This window comes from Picosynechococcus sp. PCC 7002 (assembly GCF_963860125.1).
GTDB lineage: Bacteria > Cyanobacteriota > Cyanobacteriia > Cyanobacteriales > MRBY01 > MRBY01.
In genome coordinates, this window is sequence record NZ_CAWLFA010000001.1 from 2691253 (window position 1) to 2715260 (window position 24008).

The window sequence follows — 24008 nt, forward strand, 5'->3', positions numbered from 1 at the left end:
TTCGCCTGAAATATCTTGCTCTACTTTTATTCTTCCCCGTCATCCTCAGAATCATTCTCTAGGGCTTCTGACTCCACCGCCAAAAACTTTTCCAAAATAAACTGTAACTTCGGCCGCGCAATGTAGGGCCATCCCCCTTCCGTTTCCATGTCCCGCAGGATGTTATACAGATCCCGCCGCCGTTCCGGGAGACTCGGATAAAAATAATCTTCAGAAATTTGACGATGGGTGAGTTCTAGTTCGCGCAAAATCTCCAGGAGCCTTTCCCCATTGCCTTCATATTGGGCGGCGATCGCTAATAATTCCTGCTGGATACGGTCAAGTTGTTCAGAGAGATTAGCGGCAGAATCAGGGGAAACCATGGGCATCGAAAATCAAAGATAGGACAAAGTAGACCCGTCGATCTTACTATTTATTCCCGCCAAAATTTGCCAGGGAGTCGCCCATTTCTCCGGTTTTCAGGGGATCAATGCCGCTATTTTTCGATCTAACCCGTCGGGCATTCCAAAAACTTTCCTTTAGAATAGGACGAGAATATTTTCTTCAAGATCATCACCAAAAATCTCCATGTTTAAAGGGTTGTTCCGTCGTAGATTACTCGCCAGTTGCTTAATCGCCGTGATCAGTTGGCAACTTTCCCCCGCCATCAGTTGGGCCCAGGTTCCTGGTGTGACCCCCTCGATTCAACCCTACCTCGACCAAGTCATTGAAAATATCACCGAATTTACCCTCGACAATGGCCTGCAATTTATCGTGCTCGAAGACCGGAGCGCCCCCGTCGTTTCCTTTGTCACCTATGCTGATGTGGGCGGCGTCGATGAACCCGACGGCAAAACAGGGGTGGCCCACTTCCTCGAACACCTCGCCTTCAAGGGCAGCACAAACCTCGGCACCACCAACTACGAGGCCGAAAAAGTCCTATTAGATCGCCTTGATCGACTCTTTGACCAAATGCAGCAGGCCAAGGAAGCTGGCGACATGGCCCAGTTCGAGACCCTTGAAACCGAATTTCAGCAGGTGCAAGCAGAAGCCAACGAATATGTCATCCAAAATGCCTTTGGCCAAGTGGTTGAAGCCGCTGGGGGAGTCGGGTTAAATGCCGCCACGTCCGCCGACTATACCCAATATTTTTACAGTTTTCCTAGCAACAAATTAGAACTGTGGATGTCCCTCGAGTCGGAACGCTTTTTAGATCCTGTTTTTCGGGAATTTTATAAGGAGCGGGAGGTGATCCTCGAAGAACGGCGGATGCGCACGGATAATTCCCCCATCGGCAAAATGGTCGAAGTCTTTCTTGATACGGCCTTTTCGACCCACCCCTACCGTCGTCCGGTGATTGGTTATGACGAGGATATTCGTAATCTGACTCGCCAAGATATTAAGGATTTCTTTGCGGAACACTACACCCCCGATAACCTCACCATCGCCATTGTGGGAGATGTAGACCCCACCCAGGTCAAAGCCATGGCAGAGGTTTACTTTGGTCGTTTTCCCAAAGCGGCAGCCTTGGAGGAACCGCCGCTTCCTGTGGAGCCAACCCAAACAGAAACCCGTTCTGTCACCCTCGAACTGCCCAGCCAACCTTGGTACTTGGAAGGCTACCATGCGCCCCAGTTAACGGATCCAGACTATGTGGTGTACCAAATTATCGCTTCGATTCTCAGCAATGGCCGCACATCCCGTTTGTACAAATCCCTTGTGGAAGAACAACAGGTGGCCCTGAATGCGGAAGGGTTTAATGGTTTTCCCGGCGAAAAATATCCGAATATTATGTTGCTCTATGCCCTCACAGCTCCCGGAAAAACCGTAGATGATGTGGCTGCGGCCTTTGCGGCGGAATTGGAACGCTTGAAAACAGAGCCAGTGAGCCCTGAGGAGCTAGAGCGGGTAAAAACCCAAGCCCGGGCCAGTCTGTTGCGATCGCTAGATTCCAATATGGGGATGGCCCGTCTGTTGGCGACCTATGAAGTGCAAACGGGGGACTGGCGGGAGTTGTTCACGGAGCTAGACCGCATTGCTGCAATTACCGCAGAGGATGTGCAACGGGTTGCCCAGGAAACCTTCATCCCAGAAAATCGCACCGTTGGGAAGTTGTTGTCGGCACCGACGGAATAGAGACGGAATAAAGGCGATCGCCTCAGAATCAAAAAATGCGGTGCGAGTACATCCCAGAGAGTTAAAGGCCTTTGCCTTTGTGTGTAGATACACTCTACTGAAACCATAGAGGTAACTTATCGTGGGTCAAAACTGACACGCTATTAATTGACTAATGAAATACAGCTAAAGTGTTTATGCACACCAATGCAAACACCTCACAGGGCTATGAGTTGTGGGGAGTGTTATGTTCAAATCACGAAATATTAAGAATAGCTACAAAGTGTCACAAACAATTCTCGAAACAGTGATTTACTGCAAGTTTAGGTGTGGTTTTAAAGTATCAGGACAAAAATTATCGATAAAACTTGCACTTTTCATAACAAATAGTAATCAAGAGCCTAGTTTATCTAGCTATTCACCACCCCACATCAACTACTTTGCTAAATAAATAAAAAGCAATCAGTCTAAGGGTAGATTTTCGATCGTCTTGAATTTTTGATGAAGAGTGATTGAAAAATAAAGTAGCTCATCTAATATGTGAAGAATATTGTTTCACTTGTTAAATAAGTTTGGATTCCCTCGGATTTTTCGGGAAGTCTACGTAAAATAGAAGCATAATTTTGGTGTGTGGGTATGAACTTCAAGAATTTAAAACAAGTCAAAGGTATTAGGGCAGTAGTCTATACTGCGATCCTTCTATCTTGTGGCCCTATCTTCGCGGCTTCAGCGAATCCGGCAGAACATCTTCTCTCAGACTCCGGCCCGGTCATAGAAAGACAAGAAAACAAAAGACGCGTCAAACCTCAGTCCGTCCCTGAGCTTGAAACTCGGCAGCAGACAAGTTTGATTGCTCAATCTGGTAGTGGTGCTGCATCGACAGGTCAATCTTCGTTGCCAGGAGTCACCGGTGACGTCGAAGACACAAGTGTTTCAGAGCCTGGCTCCCCTTCTAATATTAGAAATGTTGATGAAGAATTAGAGCAACTGCTCTCTGAGCCAGATGAAGTATCGCCAGACGCAGAAGTTGATGACGAGACTATCGCCGGAGAAGAAGATCCAGAGCAGGAGCTAGAAGATATTCTTTCTGAATCAGACGATCAAGATGAAGATACTGATGATGAGGTACAAGTTATTTCCGAAAGCCAGCTACGAGCCTTAAATCCGCGCTATTCCACGGTTTATTTGGATACTACGCCAGTCTCTCATCTTTCAGATTTAGAGGTTTCGACCAGTATTCTCAGCGGGGATTTCACGGTTCGTGATACTGGTTTTCAAATCTTGCAGAATTTGGGCTCTGGTACGAGCGCTAGCGTTGAAGATAATGTCTTAACCACAGAATTTTATGGTAATTTCCTCCAAGTCAAAACAGCCCAACAGCTGCGAGAGGTCACTACTAGCCTAGAGATTCCAGTAACCATTCAGGGATTTCGTTTACGCTTGAGTCTTACGGGCTCCTGTGAACTTGTCCCTCTAGATGATGGGCCAAACTCCAACCCACCTGACGGTTCTATTTGTAGCTACATACCACCAGTAAGACTTGTATATGAGGATTCTGAGCCGACTAACTTGATTCCTATTGACATCCTCGCTGGGGATGACTTTGAAAGTTTCCCTGATGGTGGGGTAGATGCGTATCAGTTTGGAGAAGTAGTTCCTGCTTCTGACGAAGACGGAACACCAGTTCCTGGTTCATTACTTGCCAGAATCGAAGACGTTGATGGTGATGGTTTTATTGGTTCAGAAGAAACACTATTACCAGGGGAAAAACAACTTGGTCTTGACATTGATGTCCGTAATTCTGGCTTTGCAGAAGACTTTAGCCGCGATCGCTTCACGAGAAGATTCGAAGAAAGTGATTATGTAGTGACAACTAAGATCGCTAATGTACGGCAAGTCATTAAGCAGAATAGCGAAGAAGCTGTTTTAGGTCGTACCGTCCGGGCGCTTAATATTATCCCCAATGATGAAAGTGTTGAGTTAGATATTGTTGCCCAGCTTGCAAGTATTTGGTTGCCTGACGCGGAGCCAACTCTAGAGGGAACAGACGAACCCTACAACGCTAATATTAATGTCAACATTTTCAGAGCAGCCGATGCGGCTCGGTTACCGGCAAACAGCTTTACTTGGTATCACGCGGGTATTGCAAAGGCAACAAGCCTTGAAAGACTAGCGCCAGGCGAAGAACGTCAGTCCGACGATATTCCAGTGGGCCGTTATAACGGTATTTGGCTTGGCCTATCACCAGTGATTGATCGCAGTTTTGAAGTGACCGAAGATGGGAGTCGTTTTAGAAACATCTCTGCGCCGCGTTTAGTAGATTCTGTGTTTGAGGAAGCCGGTTCAGCTGATCTTGACGAAGAAGATATCAATGTTGATATTTTTGGTCTCTTTTTGGATGAATTTGGGGAGGTCGAGGATATTGTTGATTTCGATTTCAGTGACATTCCCGATGCTTATACTCAGGTAGGTCTCGATCTTTTTGAGAGAGATGCGATCGCCCCCAATACTGTTGTATTTCGGGAAAGAACAAACTATGTACCCCACGTAAGTTTTACCGGAACTAAAGTTGATGCCCGTAATCAAAAACGTTATTATACTGGTCTACTTTGGGATTATACCGAAGGAGAGTCAGGGCAAAAGTTTCGTTCTTACTTGGGAGCTGACTACCAGTATCGCAATCCAGAGAAAGGTGTACGGGCCTTCACTGGTGTAATTGGTTACATTAATCCTGATCGAGACTACTACAGTCAAGTTTGGGGTGAAATTGCTAAAACATTCAGTTCTGCTGATAAAAATACTGCTTTCACACTAGGCACCTCAATGGTCTATGCTATCGACCAAGCGGATGATGTGGGTGACGATGTTTTTGTTGATGCAGATGCCAGTAAGTTCTTATTGAGTGCGGGGGCTCGCTTTGGTTCCATCAGACTAGGTGTTGATCATAACATTGACTTTTTCCCTAATTCTGATGATGCGAGTACTGTTTTATCCGCTGGCATTGACTTCGGTGAGAATGTTACTTTTGCTGGTTTTTACACACCTTATGATGAGGGATCAAATGTTGCCTTGGTAGGGGCCAACCTTGGTTTCCGCTTTGGTACTGATTACAATAGCCCAAGATTATCTTTGGGTTGGAGTCAAAATGAGTATCGATTTGACACCAATAACTTCATTGACAATCGCTACACGTTGACCTTCCGCGTGGGTCGTCCTGGCAATCCGTTTGGCCCTCAGTAAAAACCAATTTAATTTCTCTATTTATAGAAAAAAAGATGGTGAAGATTGTCTCACCATCTTTTTTTGATTACGTGAACAGATAACAATTTACACATAAAAAAAGCTTTGCCAATAAAAAAATATTGTTAAAAGCTTATTTTTTTGCCTTTTAATGAAAATCAATAAACCATAGATACAAAGACTTAAACATAGCAACAGCAATATTACTCAGAAAAAATACACTTCTAAAAATCCGCGACTTTTTAATCAGCAGTAGTACTGCTTTAGATTAACTTTTGTCATGTGGCAATTTTTAGAAGCTAACATGTTCTTAGAATTTAGATGATCACAAAAAATGTAACATCTATTCGAAAAAATAAGAAATTTGTTTTTGTATCCAAAAAAGCTTGATAAAACGAATTCATCAAGCCATAAAAAGAAGGCCTAGAATAATATTTAATATCTAAGCCTTTGAAAAATAGATTATCGAACTAAATACCTAAACAGTATTAGTCGTCACCAATAGTGAATTCGATGACTTCTTCTTCACCATCGAAGGGGTTGATTTCGTTAACTTCGATAAATACAGAAGTATCGTCATTACCTAGGGCATAACCAGAGGTCAGTACGACATCGGGACCGAAAGGAACCTGAAGGGCAGCAGCACCAGTTGCAGCAGCAGCATAGCCATCACCAAAGGCAACGGAGCCAGAAAAGCCAGTGATGTCAGAGCTAAAGATACCGTTAGCAGTGGTGTCGATGTCTACGAAGGAGACGGAAGCAGCGAATTCAGCCTTTGCGGAAGAGGCAAAGCCTAAAGAGAGAGCGGCAGCACCAGCAGCAACAGCAGCGATTTTTGCAAAGTTCATTTTTGTTTCTCCAATAATCAAAATTTTGAATGTGTAATTGGATGGAGATTATACTTAGAATATATAACCCCTTACTTTAGTAAATATACCCCACTTCTCAAAAGAAACGATCATTCTTTATAAGAAATTCACGTTTAATTGTTGTGAGCAATTAATATTTTGTTTGTTAAGAATCAGTCAAATTAACAACTACATTGAAAGCCTTTTTTTTTCAAGTATCCCAGGGAACAATCTTTACGTAAGTATAACTTTGACAGCAAGGGCAGTTAGTTTTCGTGTACTGCTTATGGGTTTGGGTTGTTAATTAGATTGTTTTTGGCCAAAAATAAAGATTGAAGTTTCCATAACACCTTGCATTTGTGAGAGTTACTAAATTTTTATATAGTCATTTATTCAAAATTTGGCGATCGCCTTTTTTCCTTTTCCTCTCCTCCTGCCTGCTGGTGATCAGCCTTAGCCTTGGATTGCAGCAACCAGCGGGGGCAATTTTTGGCCTACCCTTACCGGAAGCAGATCTAGGGGAGGTGTTGCCGAACAATGGTCAGGAGCTAATCGTCGATCGGTGTGTGTATTTGGATGGCCACTGTATTTTTAAGGTGGCGGCTCCCCGTTCGGAACTTTCGACACGGCTGAACTATATCCAAACCCAACTCAACCGGATTAAACGGGTATATGACGCGGAAAATGCCCCAGACATTCAAGTGATAACTGTTGGGTCTGAGGGGGAAGCGAACGGTGATCTAGAAAATAATATTCAAATCCAGGTGGGAGATGATGAATCCATCCGCTTGATGACCGTGACCCGCTGGGACGCACAACTGAGTGGCGAAGATATTGAAGGACGCACCGAGCAAATTATTGGTCAGATTGAAAGTGCCTTAGACCGGGCTCAGCTTGAACGAACGGACACATTTTTAAAACAGCGGGTGGCGATCGCCATTGGTGTTGCCGTGGTGGCCTTAATCCTAGAAATTTTCGGGCGGCGCTGGCAGCGTAAACTCCACAAACAACAGGAGCGGGAAGCAGAATTTCCCCAAGGCAATACGACCCTCATTTCAATTCAACTGAGCCAACGGCAAAGCAACAACCTCCGGGAAGTCAAAGTCCGTTTGAGCCAACTGCTTCAGGGAGGCGCGATTACCGCAGCCATTTTTATTAACTTGGGCTTATTTCCCCAAACGCGGATTGCCCAGGTTTGGCTGTTGGGCATTTTTAGATATCCTCTTTGGCTCGCCTTGATCGCCCTAGTGAGTTACTTATTGATCCGGCTGAGTTATGCGTTGATTGCCAAATTTAACCAACTCCTGGCCGATGGTGCCCTCGAAGCGTTTACCTTTATCACCCAAGAGTCGAACCAACGGCTAGAACTGCGGGTACAAACCTTTTCCCAGGTGATGCGTAGCGTCGTCACCCTGATTATTTTAGTGATTGCCCTGCTGGTCTTTTTTTGGTCGATTAATATCAATATCGCTCCCCTCCTTGCGGGGGCCGGGATCATTGGTTTGGCGGTGTCCTTTGCGGCTCAAAATTTACTCAAGGATATTATCAATGGTTTTTCGATTATCCTCGAAGACCAATACGCCGTTGGCGATGTGATTAATGTGGGCTCGGTGACGGGTTTAGTCGAAAATATCAACCTGCGCATTACCCAAATTCGGGACGCAGAAGGCCGCTTGATTACGATTCCCAATGGAGAAGTGCGGATCGTCGCTAATCTTTCAAATCAATGGTCACGGGCCGATCTCAATATTCCGGTGCCCTACGAAACAGATGTCGATTTTGCCCTCAAGGTGTTGGGGGAAGTGGCCGAACAAATGTATACGGATCGAGATTGGCGATCGCGCATTATTGAAGCCCCCTTAGTCCTGGGGGTGGATAATTTCAATGAGCGGGGCATGGTGATCAAGCTGTGGATCAAAACTTTGCCCCTAAAACAGTGGGAAGTGTCACGGGAATTTCGGCGACGGGTCAAAATTGCCTTTGAAAAAGCGGGAATCATTATTCCTGTCTTCCAGAGTGATGTGTGGCTCCACGGTACAGATCAGCCATTGGAGCCTCCCCATTAAGGGCGATCGCCTTGCTCAATTCATTTTCTATATAATTGAACTCTGCCGTATTTCCTCTTAACTGTCCTTGACTGAGATCCAAGCCGAAACCCTTAAACTTCTCGAATGGCAACGCCTGTGCCAACATTTATCGACCTTTGCCGCAACCAAGTTAGGGGCGATCGCCGCGCAGCATTTGGTTTTTCCCCAGAGCCAAGCAGACAGTGAGATTCTCCTGGCCCAAACCGTCGAAATGCAGGCCTTAGATGGAGCGGTGGACAACGGCGTTTCCTTTGAGGGGATTGGCGATATCAGTGATGCTCTGGAACGGGCGACCGTGGGAGGACTGATCGCGGGGAAAGATTTATTGCTCATTGCCACTACCCTGGCCGGAGTGCGTCGTTTGCGGCGCTTGGTGGAAAATGCGGAGTTAGAACTCTCCCAATTGACGCGCCTGGTGGAGCAGGTGCGCACCTACCCGGAATTGGAACAAGATATTCACCATTGCATCGATGACCGGGGAGATGTTACAGACCGAGCTAGCCCAAAGCTCGAAGGAATTCGCGTCAAAATTAAAGGGGCCAGGGAGCAGATTTACCAAACCTTGCAGCGGATCATGCAGCGGCACAGTGGCTCGATCCAGGAAGCGGTCATTACCCAACGGGGCGATCGCTTTGTGTTACCCGTTAAGGCAGGGCAAAAGGAACAAATTCCTGGCATCGTCCACGATATTTCCAGCACGGGCTCGACCCTTTACATCGAACCCAAGGGGATTGTGGAGCTGGGTAATCGCCTCCGCCAGGCTGTGAAACAAGAGGAGCGGGAAATTGAAATTGTCCTGCGTCAGCTCACCGAAAAAGTGGCCGAGGTAGTCGAGGATCTCGAAAAACTCCTGGCGATCGCCACCACCCTCGATCTCGCCATGACCCGCGCTCGCTATAGTCTTTGGCTCGATGGGCATCCGCCCAAATTTATCGCCCCCGATCAACCGACAATACTGCGGCAGTTGCGCCATCCTTTGCTGGTGTGGCAGGAGAAACAAGAAGAAAGCCTGGAAGTTATCCCGATCAATGTGCAAATTCGCCCAGAAATCCGCGTCGTGGCGATCACGGGCCCCAATACTGGCGGCAAAACTGTCACCTTAAAGACTCTGGGAATGGCCGCGCTCATGGCGAAGGTGGGCCTTTTTATCCCGGCGATCGCCCCGGTGGAAATCCCTTGGTTTGACCAGGTTTTAGCTGATATCGGCGATGAACAATCCCTCCAGCAGAGTTTATCGACTTTTTCTGGCCATATTCGCCGTGTAGGTCGGATTATTGAAGCTTTAGACCAGGAGAGTCAGAATAATCTTGTGCTCCTCGATGAGGTGGGGGCCGGCACCGATCCCACCGAAGGCAGCGCCCTGGCGATCGCCCTGTTGAAATATTTGGCAGACCAGACCCAGCTCACGGTGGCCACCACCCACTACGGGGAACTGAAGGCCCTAAAGTACGAGGATGAGCGCTTTGAAAATGCCTCGGTCGAATTTGATGAATATTCCCTCCGGCCCACCTACAAGTTGCTCTGGGGGATTCCGGGACGTTCCAATGCCTTGGCGATCGCCCAGCGTTTGGGCCTAGATGCGGAGATTGTGGAAACAGCCCAGGATCTGTTGGGGAATACTAATACCAATGTCAACGAGGTGATCGCCGCCCTCGAAGCCCAGCGCCGGGAACAGGAACAAAAAGCCAAGGAAGCCGAAGCTCTCCTCAAACAGACCGAACGGTTCTATACGGAAGTTTCCAGTAAAGCCGCCGATCTCCAACGCCGGGAAGCTGAACTCAAACTCGCCCAAGACCAACAGGTACAAGCGGCGATCGCCGAAGCTAAAGCCGAGATTGCCCAGGTAATTCGCACCTTACAAAAGGGCCAACCCACCGCCCAAAAAGCCCAGGTTGCCACCGAAGCCCTGGGGGACATTGCCGCCAGCAAAATGAGTCAACCCAAACGGAAAAAACCGGGTTATCAACCGCAATTGGGGGAAAAAATTCGCATTTCTAAGCTGGGACAAACCGCCGAGGTCATTGAACTAGACCCTGACAATAAAACCCTCGTCGCCCGTTTTGGGGTGATGAAAATGTCCCTCGATTGGACAGAAATTGAATCGCTCCAGGGCCAGAAAGTCGAGGCAGAGCCCAAGCCAAAAACCCCGAAAAAACAAGCGCCACCCAAAGCAAAAACACCTGAGACCGTGACGGTGCGCACCACCCGCAATACCATCGATATCCGGGGACAACGGATGCACCAAGCAGAAAGTAGCCTCGAACAGGCGATCGCCAATGCCACTGCTGCGGGTTCCCAGGTCATTTGGATTATCCACGGCAAAGGTACCGGCAAGCTCCGGGAAGGCGTCCATGAATTTTTGAAATACCATCCCCAAATTCAGCGCTACGAACTCGCCGATCAAAAAGAAGGGGGAGCTGGCGTCACCCTGGCCTATTTTTCCTAAGAAGGCCGCATACTACAATATTTCCCTGGGAATCCTTTTGTACCAGAACACCACTCTAGCCCCAGGGACTCAATGCTCAAGCTCTTTAAACGCTACGAAAAACTAATGATTCAAGTTCTGCTGGCGATGATGGCGATCGCCATTGGCTTAGCAACCCTGGATTTTGGCTGGTTCCTGTTCCAAAGTATCGCCGCCCCCCCGATACTGTTGTTAAACGCCGACCAACTGCTAGAAGTTTTTAGTCTCTTTATGCTGATCATTATCGGCATCGAACTTTTAGAGAGCATTATCAATACCTATCTTTCTAAGGGACGCCCCCATTTTGAAGTGGTTTTATCCGTCGCCATTATTGCGATCGCCCGGAAGGTAATTATTCTAGACATCAAAACCACCGATAGCGTGAGTTTATTTGGCATTGCCGCAATTATTCTTTCCCTGACGGTGGGCTATTACTTCATGAAACAAAGCCACCCCGAAGATGGATATTCCCCCGACCTAGATCCGACCAAAGACCAGAAACCGCCCCAGTAGCGTTCTCAAACATTGAACACGGAGCGGTAATTGACGTTATTTAATTATTTGATTCACAACTAGATTAGCCGGACAAACTATAGACCGTTGGCCTGGAGAGGCGCATCTCCAACCTTGACCCGGTGGGTGGTGAGCACCATGCCATCACTGCGTACCACCAAGGCCGAGTACCACATATCTCCCGCTTCGGTGGGGGCTTCTACCCGTTTAAAAATGCCGCCAGCAGGCAGAATATCCAGGTCAAAGGCCTCCGGATTAGTGTAGGTGCTACTGGTAATCGGTTCTTCGAGGGCACCCCCCAATAAAATTTCTTCTCCCAAGGGATCCTGCACAATCACATCAAAGCCAAAATCAGCGGCAGGGGCAACGGTTTCTGGGATCAAGACTTTCAAGGCGGGGGGATTGTCGCCACTGGTGAGGGTTGACGCTTCAGACAAAATATCTTGGCTAATCAGTTTGTCCCCTTGGAATGTCTGTTGGGAACGGATTGTACTTTCATAATGAACCCAGCGGCCTGCTTGTTTCTTGAGGCCCCGCACTTGGGTTTCGGTTTCGGCCACGAGGCGATCGCCCGTTTGTTCCCAATTGAGGAGCTTGGTGTTGTAGCTCAGGCGGGGATACTCTTCCCAGAGTTGCGTTAACAAGTCCTGGAGATCCGTCTTGGTTAGCCCGTCGCTGTGGGTGAAATTCTCACCATAAAAATTTAAGAGTTGTTCTAGTTGTTGGTCATTGGCGGCTTGGTCAATGTCTACCAAAAGATCCGTGAGGGAAGCTGGGGCAGTGGCCGGAGTGCGGGCCTCGCTGCGTAAACCAAATCCCAGGGTTAAAACTCCCGTGGCGATCGCCATGCCAAAAAACCGTTGCCAAGATTGCCAGTAGCCCATAAATTTTCGATCACTCCTTCAAGCGGACAAGTTCCCATCAGTTGATCAGAACGTGTAATCTATTCTAGAACCTGAGACGAAAAACGACTGAAATTGTGGCAAAGGCAGTGACCCGAATCTTGATGGCGGCCAGTGGCACCGGGGGACATCTCTTTCCGGCCCTGGCGGTGGCAGAAAAATTAACGGACTGTGAGATTGAATGGTTGGGGGTGCGCGATCGCCTCGAAACGGATTTAGTGCCTAATCAATATCGCCGTCACGCGGTCACGGCCAAGGGACTCCAGGGCAACCCCCTCCAAAAGCTAGTCAATGGTTTGCAGTTGCTCGCGTCTATTTTTCAAACCTACAAAATTTTAGGCGATCGCCAGATTGATCTTGTCTTTACCACCGGGGGATATATTGCCGCTCCGGCAATCCTGGCGGCGCGACTGCGACGAATTCCGGTGATCCTCCACGAGTCCAATGTACTTCCCGGTAAAGTGACCCGCCTGTTGGGGCAATATGCCACTGCTGTGATTATGGGCTTTCAGGAGTCGGCCCAATATCTACCCAAAGCAAAAACCATTCACCTCGGCACCCCAGTGCGAGCCGAATTTCTCACGCCCCAACCTCTAGAGTTGGATATTCCAGGCGATCGCCCCTTGATTTTGGCGATGGGAGGCTCCCAGGGGGCCGTGGGGATTAATCAATTGGTGCGTCAATGTGCGGGCCGCTGGCTCGAAGCCGGAGCCTCGATCGTTCATATCACCGGGAAAAACGACCCTGACGTTGGTCAGTTCCAAGCCGAAAACTATCTCACCTTGCCCTTTGTTGAGAATATTGCTCCCCTCCTGCAACGGGCGGACGTGGTGATTAGTCGCTCCGGGGCCAGCGCCCTGACGGAATTAACCATTACCAAAACGCCGGCCATTCTGATTCCCTATCCCTACGCCGCCGAGGATCACCAAACCCTCAATGCTCAGGTTTTTGCGAAACACGAAGCCGCACTGTTAGCGCCCCAGGCTGAATTAACGCCCGAATCCCTCACCGCGATGGTCTTGGGTCTATTGGAAGCACCGGGAAAACGGGAGGCGATCGCCGCCAATGTAGCTGCCCTAGGAATGCCAGAAAGTGCCGAGAAAATTGCTTATTTCCTGCGTACTACTCTGCGTTTGTAGGGGTTTCAAGATTTGGCTCCCCCGGTTGCGTCGGCTCAGGCCCACGGTTTAACAGCCAGTTCAAGCCAAAGGCCGCCAGGACTAACATCAAAAGAATCGCCACTAAACTCACCAGAATTAAGGTGAACTGGGATAGACTGTTTTCTGTTTCTGGTTCCGACTCCAGTTCCGCCTCAAGGGTTGTGTCTAGGGCGAGATCTGGGGGGACAAATTCCGGCTCAAAGTCTTCCGGGGCGGGGGCCGTTTCAATGTCCGGGGCCTGGGTGAAGGTATCCGTTGTGAAGCGGTAGAAGGCGATCGCCGCCGTAATGTTATCTTCAGGATTTTTGGCGATCGCCTTCTCGATTAAGCCCTGGAGCAGGGCCGCCGGGGGCAAATGACCCTGGATAATCACCGGGGCGAAGGTCTGCCAATGGGACTCTAAAAATTGCTGGTCACTCAGGCCATCGGAACAGACCACCAACACCCCATCTTCAGCAAACACGAAGCGGCGAATCACAGGATGGAGGCGATCGCCCCCTTTAATCCCTAGGGCTTGGGTGAGGGCCATGTGATCAGGACGCTGTAACCCTTGACGATAAATAGCCCGGCCCGCCTGGACTTCCCGACTGAGCAGATCATCATCCACCGTTAAGCAAACGCATTGATCTTTAGTGATCCAATAGGCACGGCTGTCCCCCACCTGGGCAATGTAGAGTTCGTGGCTGTGGCTATCCTGGAGTTTGTCGGCCTTGGGTCTTTGGGGTACCTGGAGGGCCAGGGTTAGAGTAGTGGCCATGCGATCGCCCCCCGTGCGTCCTTCTTGATCGTTACGTTCGGCGATCAAGTTATTTGTAATGCGAATGTAGGCCGCCAACTGTTGTTCGATGACCGCCGGGGGAACCACTTCATCGGTATCAAATAGCCCTTGGAAGAAACCTGTCAATTGCAACTTGAGGGATTGAATTGCCAACTGACTCGCCACATCCCCCTGGCCATGGCCTTCAACGCCGTCACACACCATTAGTAAATGATCACTCAAGGCTAGGGTTGCCGTAGGGGGAGCGGCTAAATCCTGGGTCGTGGGGTAGTGGGCATCTTGGTTGCTTGTGGGGAGTTTTCCCTGGTCGGTGGCACTGGCGATCGCCATTTGCAGATGTTGCTGGCTAGACTGCTCTAAAAGGAGCTGATTTAACCGGGGCAAAATAATCTCTAGATCTGCATCCGGTTCGCTAAAGCTTTCAATTAGTTCCGTCAGCATTGCTTGGACTGGCGGCGTGCTTTCGGCCAGGAGCGATCGCCAGGGCGTTACTAAGGCCCCTAAGGTGACAGGGGCACCAGGGGGATCGGCCAATAATTCCATCAGTCGGAGTCGCCAACCATCGACCCGGATATTTTCTAACGGCAAAAGACTGGTGCCCATGGCCACGGCTGCCAAATCTTCCCAAAGATCGAGCATTTGCCACAGCCAATTTAACTGTTGCAGGGGAGAAGCATCGGCCCAGACCGATCCTAGGGCAGGCAGCAGTTCCCCTTGATTGTTAATTGGGATGTTGTCGAGGAGTAAAATTTCCCCTTCCGGGAGAGACAAAATATCGTAAATGCGGGGCAAGTGCAGTTGACGGGAATATAATTTGCCATAGCGTTGGGCCAGGTCATTGGGGGCTGTGCAGTCCGGTGGTGCTTCGGGCTTGGTGTCTTGCCAAATTTGCGGTGCAACCACCCAGTAGCGATCGCCAACAAGATCCGCTGCCTGAAAGGTTAACGCCAAGGAACCCGATGCTCGGAGATAAGGAAGAGTAATAGACATAAACTTTAGAAAACAGTACAGCGCACAAACAGCCCAGGCCCAGTAGTCAAGCTATGATGAAGTCAGCGGTCAATGGTGCTGACCCACGGAGGCCATCCCTGATCGAATTATATGGCGAAAAATCCCCAGTATTAGGGTCTCGGTGAATGCTCAATCCTTTAATGATCTGGTTAATTATTGGCGCGGTGCTTTGCTCCCTAGAGTTTATTTTTCCCACCGCCTTCATGGAGTTTATGCTAGGGCTTGGAGCCGTGGCCGTGGCCGTCATTGTGTATCTCGTTCCGAGCCTAGATCCCAATGTGCAGATTTTTTTGTGGTTGCTGTTTTCGACCATCGCCATTGTGAGTTCCCGCCGTTTTTTTACCCCCAAAACTTCCATACGGACCATCAGTGATGCTGCCGATGCCGAAACCCTAACGGCGATCGCCCCCGGTGAAGCTGGCCGCGTTTTGTACGAAGGCAACTCCTGGCGAGCCCGCTGCGCCGACGAAACCGTCACCATTGATCCCCACCAGACCGTTTATGTGCTACGTCGGGAAGGCACAACCTTGATTGTCATGCCCCGGCATCTCCTTGAACCCTAGGCCCATGTCCCCAACTCAGAAGAGGTTTAGTTAAGCTCAGTTAACCTGTAAGCAATTCTATAATTTGAGAAGTTTTTCACCGATAAAATACATTTAGATTGCAGCTTTTTCCCGACACCATTTCTTCCCGCTCTAGCCATATCTATGTACCAGTCCCTTGCTGCCCTATGTGCCGCTTTGATGTTAACGGGCATTGTCTATGTCCTCGTAAAACATGATCAAAAAATCGCGATGCGGCAACAGGACTATCGCTACATTATTTTTGGTTGCATCCTGTTAGCTTTAGGACGTTGGTTATCTTTTTTGCAATTCTCCCAATACCTCGGTACCCAGTGGCAATCTTTAGGAACGGTCTGGCAGTTCGGTGAGCGATTTATTAGTGAAGGTGTTGGGCTGATTTTCGTTGGCGTTGGACTGGTGCGGTGGTTGCCAACCTTAACGGCGTTCCAGCGGCGGGCCTCTGCCTACAGACAGACCAGTGAAGCCTTAGCATCCGAACGCAATATTCTCCAAGGATTATTTAATAGTCTCCAAGGCGCGTTGTTCGTCTGTGATGGTGCGGGTAACTTTATCCGTTGGAATCGTTTTTATCAAGAAGTGCTTGGTTTTAGTGATGCAGAGATGTCTCACCTCAAGGCGATTGAGACGGTTGTGCCTGAAGATCGAGAGTTTGTGCAGCAACAGTTACTAGAAGTTTTTAGTCAAGGCTATGCAGAAGGGGAATTTCGAGTCCGGACAAAACAGGGTCAAACCTTAAGACTATATGGATTTGCGTCGCGGGTTGAACTTGATCTCGATCAAAATGCTTCGGGATTTACGGGCATTGCCATTGATATTTCTGCCCTCAAACAGGTCGAAGCGGAACTGCGACGTTCCCAACGGTCTTTGCAGATGCACAATTGCTTCTTGACCTTGGCCCATGCCCTTACCCAGCGGTTACATGGCTCCCTAGAAATTGAAGATATTGCCCGGGAAACCACGACAACGCTACATCAATATTATGGGGAAACTTGTATTGGTTTTTATTTATTAGAAGGTGCAACTTTTGAGGATGGCCTACTCAAGCTCCAGAGCCATGCGGGTTTTTCGTCGGAAAGGCGCGTTGCCCTCAATCAACTCACCGCCAGCCATCGTCTTTTTCGCTATGCTTTGCAGGATAAAACGCTCCAAATTTTAGACGCTGCGGAGTTGGCTTGTTTTTGTGATGATCTCAGTCCCCAAAGTGTCGCCCTGAGCAATGCGGCGAAGGTTTTAACGATTCCTTTGATTTTCCATGAACAACAGTTTGGCTTGCTGTTGATGCTATTCCAAGAGGATAAAACCTTAGCTTCCTATGAAATTGATACCCTCCGCGCCCTGGGTCAGTCGATTTCTTTGGCGATCGCCAATGCCCACCATTTCAAAGAACTGCGCTACCAAGCCCGCTACGATAGTTTGACGACCATCGGCAATCGCAATCTATTCCATGACACGATTCAGGAGTGGTTAAATGCGCCCTCCTTGGGGTACGAGTTAATCATTGTGATGCTCATTGACCTAGACCGTTTCAAGGATCTCAATGACACCCTGGGCCACAAACTTGGGAATACCTTTCTACAACAGATTGCCCTGCGCTTACTCTCGGCCCTCAGTCCCTACCAGGGGATCGTCTGTCGTTTGGGGGGAGACGAATTTGCCGTTGCCTGTCCGATGATGCACAGCGAATGGGAAGAAGCCTGCCAGCATGCGGTGGAGCTGGCCGATATTTTGCAGGCAGCGATTAAGCAGCCCTTTGTGACAGCGGGTAATGTGATTCATATTACGGCGAGCCTGGGGATTGCGATGTTCCCCAACCACGGGACAGACAGCCACGCCGCCCTCCGCAGTGCCGAAGTGGCGATGTATGCGGCAAAACAAAAACGTACAGCCTATGAGATTTACCACGAAGATATTGACCACTACACCCCGCGTCGCCTCGCCATTCTCTCTAGCCTCGGGAAACCGAGCGCCCGCCAACAATTCTTTTTGTGCTATCAGCCCAAGTTTGATCTCCGGCAAAAAAGACTGATCGGCGTAGAGGCTTTAGCCCGTTGGCACCACCCCACGTTTGGGCTTATTTCCCCCGCTGAATTTGTCCCCCTCGCGGAACAAAGTGATGCAATCCACGCGCTGACCTACTGGATTTGGGAAGAAGCTTTCCAACAAAAAAAAGCCTGGCAAAACCAAGGTCTTGATTTGGCGATCGCCCTCAATCTATCGGCCTGTAGCTTGCTCGATCCAAACTGCCTGACCACCTTTGAATCGCTCCTCCAGCAATATGAAATCATCCCTGCACAGGTTGAACTCGAAATTACAGAAACCGCCCTCATGAGTGACCCGCGCTATGCCCTAGAGCTATTACAATGCTTCGCTAATCTGGGAGTGCATTTATCCATTGATGACTTTGGTACCGGATATTCTTCTCTGAGCTATTTACAGCGGTTTCCGGTTCATGCCCTAAAAATTGATCAATCCTTTGTGGTGGATATGCTCACCAACGAACAAAGCCTGGTGATTGTCCGCTCGACGATTAATTTAGCCCATAGCCTCGGCTTAGAAGTGGTGGCAGAAGGGGTTGAAAATCAGGCCATCCTAGACTTACTCAAAGAAATGGGGTGTGACATTGCCCAAGGATATTTTCTCGGGCGTCCCCAAAGGGCCGAGCAGGTCCATCGCTTCTCCGCTGAAGGCCTGAAGCGAGTTGTTTAGAAAGAAACTACTTGGGTTTGCTGAAAACCTGAAAAATAAAGTGGTGAAATGTAAACTTTTTCGACTTTCTTGTAGCCACCACGACAGGCACGCCGTCCCAAAGAGATATATTGTTACAATAACTTAAAGAAAATACCAGTAAATTTAATTTGTATCAGCTATGGGTCGTGTTGGGGTCTTATTACTTAACCTAGGTGGGCCAGACAAATTAGAGGATGTCCGTCCTTTTTTATTTAATTTGTTTGCTGACCCCGAAATTATTCGTTTACCCGCGCCATGGATGCAAAAGCCGCTTGCTTGGCTCATTTCCACGCTCCGGGCCGGCAAATCCCAAGAAAACTATAAAGAAATTGGCGGTGGTTCGCCCCTCCGACAAATCACCGAAGCCCAGGGGACAGCCCTCGCCCAAAAGTTGGCGGAGTGGGGTCAAGAGGTCAAAGTTTATGTGGGGATGCGCTACTGGCACCCCTTCACCGAAGAGGCGATCGCCGAAATCAAAAAAGACGACCTTGATCAGCTTGTGGTATTGCCACTCTATCCCCAGTTTTCCATCAGCACTAGCGGGTCTAGCTTCCGGGTGCTCGAAGAAATGTGGCGCACCGACAAAGACCTCAATCAACTCGATTACACCCTCATTCCCTCCTGGTATGACCATCCCCAATACATTGCTGCGATGGTCGATCTCATTCGCCAAGAGCTGGATCAATTTGATAACCCAGACCAGGCCCATATTTTCTTTAGTGCCCATGGCGTCCCCCAAAGCTATGTCGAAGAAGCAGGAGATCCCTACCAGCGAGAAATCGAAGAATGCACCAAATTAATCATGGAAGCCCTTGGTCGTCCCAATGACTACACCCTGGCCTACCAAAGTCGTGTTGGCCCCGTAGAATGGCTCCAACCCTACACCGAAGATTCCCTCATTGCCCTGGGCGAAAAAGGCGTGAAGGATTTGGTGGTGATTCCCATTAGTTTCGTGTCTGAGCACATCGAAACCCTCCAGGAAATCGATATTGAGTATCGGGAAGTTGCCGAGGAAGCTGGCATTGAAAATTTCCGCCGCGTTCCGGCTCTGAATACTCATCCATTGTTCATCGAATCCTTGGCGAACTTGGTCACCGATTCCCTCGAACAATGTCCTCGCACCTTTGGTCAGGTCACCCACCCCAAAGAAAATATGAAAATGTATCCCCAAGAATTGTCCTGGGGCATGAATACCAGCGCCGAGGTCTTAAATGGCCGCCTCGCCATGATCGGCTTTTTGGCGTTGTTGTTGGAGTTGATTAGTGGCCAAGGCCCGCTCCATTTTGTTGGCATTATGTAAATAACATCCCCCTAGCTCCCCCTTCGGAAGTGACATCCCCCTAGCTCCCCCTTTCAAAGGGGGATTTTTGTTAAATGACGCGCTCGTTGCCGCCATCAAGGGGAATTTGGGCGGCGGTTGTTTTAGCGAATAGATCACTGCAAAGGATTACGGCACATTCAGCGACGTCCTGGCTAGTGATTTCCACCTGAAGGAGATTGTTTTTCTTGTAATCCTCAATGGTTAGGCCGTAGGCTTTGGCGCGTTTTTCGAGCACTTCGGGCGTCCAAATCCCTGTATCGAAGACGGCATTGGGATGGATGGTATTGATCCGAATCTCGTCTGAACCCCATTCGAGGGCGGCCACCCGTGCCAGTTGGTTGAGGGCCGCTTTGGAAACGGAATAGGCAGCGACGCCTTGACCTGGGGCAGCAACATTTTTCGAGCCAATGATCGCGACCCGCCCCCCTTTCGGTGCCAGTTTCAGGAAAGGATGACATTCCCGCAGCAGAACCAAATTGCTGTCGAGATTAATGTCGAGTACCTGTCGCCAGTGGTCGGTGGGGAGATTGGCGATCGCCTGGCTGGGGGGGAAAATCCCGGCGTTAAGAATTACCATGTCCAAACCACCAAAATATTGGACTGCTTGCTCTAAGGCGTTTTTAATTTGGGTTTCGTCCGTCAGGTCACAGGTCAGGCCAAGAAAATCAGGGCGATCGCATAAGGTTTCAATGGTGGGGTTAATATCCAGGGCCACCACCGCCGCCCCTCGCTTCAGGAGAGATTCAACGCAGGCTTTACCAATGCCAGAGGCGGCCCCTGTCACCAGGGCAATCTCGCCGGTAAATTCTGGTGGATTGCCCCCTTTTTTCAGTTTGGCCTGCTCTAGATCCCAATATTCCATATCAAAAATATCTTTTTGGGACAGGGCTTGGTAGCGACTGAGCCGTTCAGCACGGGTAATAATCTCGATGGTGTGGCGATAGATATCTGCGACAATGTTTGCGGCTTTGGCGGTTTGGCCGACGGTAATTAAACCCAATTCCGGATCGAGAATTACCCTGGGGGCCGGATCAAGCATGGTTTTGGGTTCCTTGGCTTCGGGCGCTTGGTTGGTGAAATAGGCTTTGTAAGCGGCGGCGAACCCTTGCACATCACGGCCAATCAGTGGCACAGGTTTGGTGCGGATTACATGGTCGGGGGTGGCGGGATTTTGTTGGGAAATGCGCCCTAAGTCTTCCCGCTGGGTAAAGTTCAAAATTTCCGGGCGGCGATCGCCTTTGAGAATGACCGGGAAACCTGCCACCTGGGAAACGTCGTAACGGAGTTGGGCTAGGGTTTTCGCGATGGGAGTGTCACTGGTTTTTACAGAACGTTGGGGAATCTGCCAAGCCCCTTGCTGCTGGAGATAGGTTTCTGCTTCCTGGACAAGGGCAATCATCCGCTCGTAGGATTCTTTGGCCGTCGCCCCAAAGGAGAAAATCCCGTGGTTTAACAAAATCATCCCCTCGGTTTGGGCGTGGGCGGCGGCGGCAAATTTTTCGGCACAAAGGCGAGCGAGGTCAAACCCCGGCATGATATAGGGAATAATCACCAGGCGATCGCCATAAATTTCTTTGATTCGCTCCAGGCCCTCCGGTGTGTTGGTAATCGTCACAATTGCGTCGGCGTGGGTGTGATCGACATATTTGTAGGGCAAAATCGCGTGTAAAATCGTTTCCACCGAAGGGGTCGGGGCCGTGGCGACAGTCATTTGGGTCTTTAGTTCGTTGACCATCTGGGGGTCGCTTAGGCTTGGCAATTGAGCCAATTTCAGCAAATGATTCATCCGCACGGGGGCAAAACCCGCCGCCTCGATGGTCGCCAAGTCCCAGCCGCTTCCTTTGACATAGAGAATTTCTTCCGTTTCCCCGACGAGGTTCGTTTCCGTGACCTTGACAGAGGTATTACCACCGCCATGGAGTACCAAAGAGGGATCTCGCCCTAACAAACGCGATGTGTAAACCCGCAGGGCCAAATCCCCCTGGTAGGTGGCTGCTTCTTGATCGTTCCAAAGGCTTTTCATGTACTGAGTTCCGCTAAATTACACAGTACAAATCTTAGGCCGCTTCGGGTGGCAAAGCTAAACTTTACGGCGCTAGGCGTTGCCGTTGCCAGGTGAGATCGCCTTGTAAGGTAAACACAAGCCGGTCATGGAGACGACTGGGACGTCCTTGCCAAAATTCAATTTTTTCGGGCTTCACCAAAAAGCCGCCCCAATGGTCTGGCCGGGGAATGTCTTTGTCGGCGTACTCGGCTTCGAGGTCTTTGAAACGTTGTTCGAGGACTTCCCGGTTGGCGATCGCCTGACTTTGAGCAGAGGCCCAGGCCCCAATTTGGGATTTCCGGGGGCGGCTGGCGAAATATTCATCGGAGCGTTCAGGAGGCAGTTTTTCGACGGTGCCTTCGATGCGCACTTGCCTTTCTAGGGGTTCCCACCAAAAGACCAAAGCCGCATATTGGGTTCCTGTTAGTTCCAAACCCTTTTGGCTGGCGTAGTTGGTAAAAAAAGTTAATCCAGCGTCACTAAAATCTTTTAGGAGCACAACCCGTGAACTCGGTTTCCCGTCAGGGCCGACGGAGCTAAGTACCATCGCATTGGGCTCACGAATTTCGTTGGTTTCCGTTGCCTGTTGGAACCAAGTGGCAAATTGCACCATGGGGTCATCGCTCACATCATCTTCATGGAGACCCGCTTTGGTGTAATTTTGGCGGAGATTGGCAACGTGCATAATCATCGGCGGCACCAACGAACTAACGGTAATGGACTCAAAGGACAGAACAAAAGTCGCTTTGTATTGTAGTGGAATTTTTTCCAGCGGGTGGTGCGCTCAAAAAATTAACCACCACTGACAGGAGGAATCAGAACCACCTCATCGCCCTCCTGGAGCACTGTTTCCGGGGAGACAAATTCTAAATTCACGCCAAAGCGGGTGACGGCCTGCCATTCTGCCAAACTGGGATGTTCACTGAGAATGCGCTGGAAAACGTCCATAACCGTACTGCCAGGGGCAACTTGCCAATGTAAAACTTCGGTGCCGTAGGTTTCTTGGTAGATTGCGAAGAGCTTAATGGTGATTTGGAGCGGGGCAGACATTGAATGTTTTCGGGTGAGGGGGAGTTGTGATGACATTTTCAGAGGATCATAGCGGTGTTGTTGAGGTTTCGCCAAAGGAATCACGCTGACAGGATTTTTTTGGGGTATCCTTGGGTTAAATTTCGCCTCCTTCCAGATAACAACCATCGATGAATCTCCTTGAGTGCTACAAAATTTTAGGGTTACGGGTTGATGCAGAGCTGGAAGCAGTAAAGGCGGCCTATCGTCGTTTAGCGCGGCAATGTCACCCGGATGTAAATCGTGGCGATCGCCAAGCGGAATACAAATTTATCCAAATTACCCAAGCCTACAAAGTCCTGGCAGAAATCCACCGTTCCCCGGACAAACAAACTTGGCTCCCATCCCCAGAACCACAGCAGCCCCCAGGGAGGGCGAGCCTTTCTCCTTTGGATCAGCGGCTGAAGTGGCAGAGCTACCAACGGCTCCAGGACTGCCTACAACAACAGCGCTATGCCAGGGCGATCGCCTTAATGGAAGGTCTAGCCCAGCGGCTCCCCCAGGATCTAGAGGTGCGCCAATGGCAAGGGATCACTTATCTCAGTTGGGGCCGCCATTTATTCCAACAGGGGCAACACCACAAAGCCCGCACCTATCTCCACAAAGCACTCCTGGCTGACCCCCACAACCGCAAGCTACGCCAACGGGTAGAGGAACTATTACAGACAATTTTGATCCCTGCGATTTAATCGAGGCCGCAAAAAGTGTAGTAACCGCCGTCATTGCACCTTTTCTGGTGGGTGGGTGGCTGTTGGGGACTTGGACATATTTGACGAAAACTGCTGGCGATCGCTTAATGAGTACCACAAAATAGGTTTAGCCTTGTTTTAAGACGAATCTTAACCCTGGATCGGCTCAGCCAAAGACATCTGCTGCCAAAGGCTGACAATTAAATTTTGTAATCCTGGGTGCGTCATCTGTCCAAAGGCAGATCGCTAGATAGACATCGTTAAGAAATGCAGATATGATGAAAGAACAGTAAAGAAAAACCATCTTTTTGTAATGAAAAAATAAAGTACATATACTTACTAGCAAAAGTAGCTCTTAAAAAAAGGAGATCGCCGCTAGAGCTTGTCGTTAACAAAAACATTTTTTCTGCGCTGTTATCGGCCAGTTGTTGTTCCAACTGACCCAACAAGATTCAAAAAACCAAATAAGACAAAGTTT

Annotated in this window: 17 protein-coding genes; 10 read left to right on the forward strand and 7 right to left on the reverse strand. The window is 49.3% G+C overall.

Annotation, left to right across the window (positions count from 1 at the left end):
• Window positions 1-26 precede the first annotated feature (26 nt).
• The gene (locus AACQ84_RS12975; protein ID WP_012308171.1) at window positions 27-368 is read right to left on the reverse strand and encodes a hypothetical protein; all 342 of its coding nucleotides are present in this window, start codon (window positions 366-368) and stop codon (window positions 27-29) included.
• A gap of 199 nt (window positions 369-567) precedes the next feature.
• On the opposite strand from AACQ84_RS12975, the gene AACQ84_RS12980 reads away from it, so the two are divergent.
• A complete protein-coding gene (locus AACQ84_RS12980) occupies window positions 568-2115 on the forward strand; it encodes a M16 family metallopeptidase (RefSeq protein WP_041443644.1) in 1548 nt (515 codons plus the stop codon).
• A 609-nt stretch (window positions 2116-2724) separates the two neighbouring features.
• The gene (locus AACQ84_RS12985) at window positions 2725-5334 is read left to right on the forward strand and encodes a hypothetical protein (RefSeq protein WP_159449833.1); all 2610 of its coding nucleotides are present in this window, start codon (window positions 2725-2727) and stop codon (window positions 5332-5334) included.
• A gap of 488 nt (window positions 5335-5822) precedes the next feature.
• Here the strand turns inward: AACQ84_RS12985 and AACQ84_RS12990 are convergent, their stop codons facing one another.
• Window positions 5823-6182 (reverse strand): hypothetical protein, encoded by a 360-nt coding sequence (locus tag AACQ84_RS12990; protein WP_012308174.1) that lies wholly within the window; start codon window positions 6180-6182, stop codon window positions 5823-5825.
• Between the two features lie 359 nt (window positions 6183-6541).
• On the opposite strand from AACQ84_RS12990, the gene AACQ84_RS12995 reads away from it, so the two are divergent.
• The 3 genes from AACQ84_RS12995 to AACQ84_RS13005 all read left to right on the forward strand — a co-directional run bounded on the left by AACQ84_RS12995 (window position 6542) and on the right by AACQ84_RS13005 (window position 11246).
• A complete protein-coding gene (locus tag AACQ84_RS12995) occupies window positions 6542-8248 on the forward strand; it encodes a mechanosensitive ion channel family protein (RefSeq protein WP_012308175.1) in 1707 nt (568 codons plus the stop codon).
• A gap of 67 nt (window positions 8249-8315) precedes the next feature.
• Window positions 8316-10715, forward strand: a complete 2400-nt coding sequence (locus AACQ84_RS13000) for an endonuclease MutS2 (protein WP_012308176.1) — start codon at window positions 8316-8318, stop codon at window positions 10713-10715.
• 72 nt (window positions 10716-10787) lie between these two features.
• Window positions 10788-11246, forward strand: coding sequence for a phosphate-starvation-inducible PsiE family protein (locus AACQ84_RS13005; protein WP_012308177.1), 459 nt, complete (start codon window positions 10788-10790; stop codon window positions 11244-11246).
• Between the two features lie 77 nt (window positions 11247-11323).
• Here AACQ84_RS13005 and AACQ84_RS13010 read toward each other — a convergent pair whose 3' ends face one another.
• Entirely contained in the window at window positions 11324-12130 is an 807-nt protein-coding gene (locus AACQ84_RS13010) for a hypothetical protein (protein WP_012308178.1), read from the reverse strand.
• 107 nt (window positions 12131-12237) lie between these two features.
• Here AACQ84_RS13010 and murG point away from each other — a divergent pair, with 107 nt between their 5' ends.
• Window positions 12238-13287 carry an undecaprenyldiphospho-muramoylpentapeptide beta-N-acetylglucosaminyltransferase gene (gene murG, locus AACQ84_RS13015; RefSeq protein WP_041443645.1) on the forward strand — a complete coding sequence of 350 codons (1050 nt, stop codon included), beginning with the start codon at window positions 12238-12240 and terminating at the stop codon, window positions 13285-13287.
• Here the strand turns inward: murG and AACQ84_RS13020 are convergent.
• A complete protein-coding gene (locus AACQ84_RS13020) occupies window positions 13271-15076 on the reverse strand; it encodes a protein phosphatase 2C domain-containing protein (RefSeq protein ID WP_012308180.1) in 1806 nt (601 codons plus the stop codon). The genes murG and AACQ84_RS13020 overlap by 17 nt on opposite strands.
• A gap of 146 nt (window positions 15077-15222) precedes the next feature.
• Between AACQ84_RS13020 and AACQ84_RS13025 the strand changes: the two genes are divergently transcribed.
• From AACQ84_RS13025 to hemH, 3 genes are all read left to right on the forward strand, one after another.
• Window positions 15223-15660 (forward strand): NfeD family protein, encoded by a 438-nt coding sequence (locus AACQ84_RS13025; protein WP_012308181.1) that lies wholly within the window; start codon window positions 15223-15225, stop codon window positions 15658-15660.
• 144 nt (window positions 15661-15804) lie between these two features.
• Window positions 15805-18387, forward strand: coding sequence for a bifunctional diguanylate cyclase/phosphodiesterase (locus AACQ84_RS13030; RefSeq protein ID WP_012308182.1), 2583 nt, complete (start codon window positions 15805-15807; stop codon window positions 18385-18387).
• Window positions 18388-18547: 160 nt separating this feature from the next.
• Window positions 18548-19708, forward strand: coding sequence for a ferrochelatase (gene hemH, locus AACQ84_RS13035; RefSeq protein WP_012308184.1), 1161 nt, complete (start codon window positions 18548-18550; stop codon window positions 19706-19708).
• Window positions 19709-19778: 70 nt separating this feature from the next.
• Here the strand turns inward: hemH and AACQ84_RS13040 are convergent, their stop codons facing one another.
• The 3 genes from AACQ84_RS13040 to AACQ84_RS13050 form a co-directional block, all read right to left on the reverse strand.
• Window positions 19779-21752 carry a bifunctional aldolase/short-chain dehydrogenase gene (locus tag AACQ84_RS13040; protein ID WP_012308185.1) on the reverse strand — a complete coding sequence of 658 codons (1974 nt, stop codon included), beginning with the start codon at window positions 21750-21752 and terminating at the stop codon, window positions 19779-19781.
• A 64-nt stretch (window positions 21753-21816) separates the two neighbouring features.
• Window positions 21817-22464, reverse strand: coding sequence for a pyridoxamine 5'-phosphate oxidase (pdxH, locus tag AACQ84_RS13045; protein ID WP_012308186.1), 648 nt, complete (start codon window positions 22462-22464; stop codon window positions 21817-21819).
• A gap of 101 nt (window positions 22465-22565) precedes the next feature.
• On the reverse strand, window positions 22566-22823 hold the full coding sequence (locus tag AACQ84_RS13050) for a MoaD/ThiS family protein (protein ID WP_012308187.1): 258 nt from the start codon (window positions 22821-22823) through the stop codon (window positions 22566-22568).
• 149 nt (window positions 22824-22972) lie between these two features.
• Between AACQ84_RS13050 and AACQ84_RS13055 the strand changes: the two genes are divergently transcribed.
• Window positions 22973-23530 (forward strand): J domain-containing protein, encoded by a 558-nt coding sequence (locus AACQ84_RS13055; RefSeq protein ID WP_012308188.1) that lies wholly within the window; start codon window positions 22973-22975, stop codon window positions 23528-23530.
• Window positions 23531-24008 lie beyond the last annotated feature (478 nt).

What these genes read in the sequence shown, in the direction of transcription:
- AACQ84_RS13055 (WP_012308188.1), top strand. Translation starts at nt 22,973, where the DNA reads ATGAATCTCCTTGAGTGCTACAAAATTTTAGGGTTACGGGTTGATGCA.
- AACQ84_RS13050 (WP_012308187.1), bottom strand. Translation starts at nt 22,823, where the DNA reads ATGTCTGCCCCGCTCCAAATCACCATTAAGCTCTTCGCAATCTACCAA.
- AACQ84_RS12975 (WP_012308171.1), bottom strand. Translation starts at nt 368, where the DNA reads ATGCCCATGGTTTCCCCTGATTCTGCCGCTAATCTCTCTGAACAACTT.
- hemH (WP_012308184.1), top strand. Translation starts at nt 18,548, where the DNA reads ATGGGTCGTGTTGGGGTCTTATTACTTAACCTAGGTGGGCCAGACAAA.
- AACQ84_RS13025 (WP_012308181.1), top strand. Translation starts at nt 15,223, where the DNA reads ATGCTCAATCCTTTAATGATCTGGTTAATTATTGGCGCGGTGCTTTGC.
- pdxH (WP_012308186.1), bottom strand. Translation starts at nt 22,464, where the DNA reads ATGATTATGCACGTTGCCAATCTCCGCCAAAATTACACCAAAGCGGGT.
- AACQ84_RS13010 (WP_012308178.1), bottom strand. Translation starts at nt 12,130, where the DNA reads ATGGGCTACTGGCAATCTTGGCAACGGTTTTTTGGCATGGCGATCGCC.
- AACQ84_RS13030 (WP_012308182.1), top strand. Translation starts at nt 15,805, where the DNA reads ATGTACCAGTCCCTTGCTGCCCTATGTGCCGCTTTGATGTTAACGGGC.
- AACQ84_RS12990 (WP_012308174.1), bottom strand. Translation starts at nt 6,182, where the DNA reads ATGAACTTTGCAAAAATCGCTGCTGTTGCTGCTGGTGCTGCCGCTCTC.
- AACQ84_RS13005 (WP_012308177.1), top strand. Translation starts at nt 10,788, where the DNA reads ATGCTCAAGCTCTTTAAACGCTACGAAAAACTAATGATTCAAGTTCTG.
- AACQ84_RS12980 (WP_041443644.1), top strand. Translation starts at nt 568, where the DNA reads ATGTTTAAAGGGTTGTTCCGTCGTAGATTACTCGCCAGTTGCTTAATC.
- AACQ84_RS13040 (WP_012308185.1), bottom strand. Translation starts at nt 21,752, where the DNA reads ATGAAAAGCCTTTGGAACGATCAAGAAGCAGCCACCTACCAGGGGGAT.
- AACQ84_RS13020 (WP_012308180.1), bottom strand. Translation starts at nt 15,076, where the DNA reads ATGTCTATTACTCTTCCTTATCTCCGAGCATCGGGTTCCTTGGCGTTA.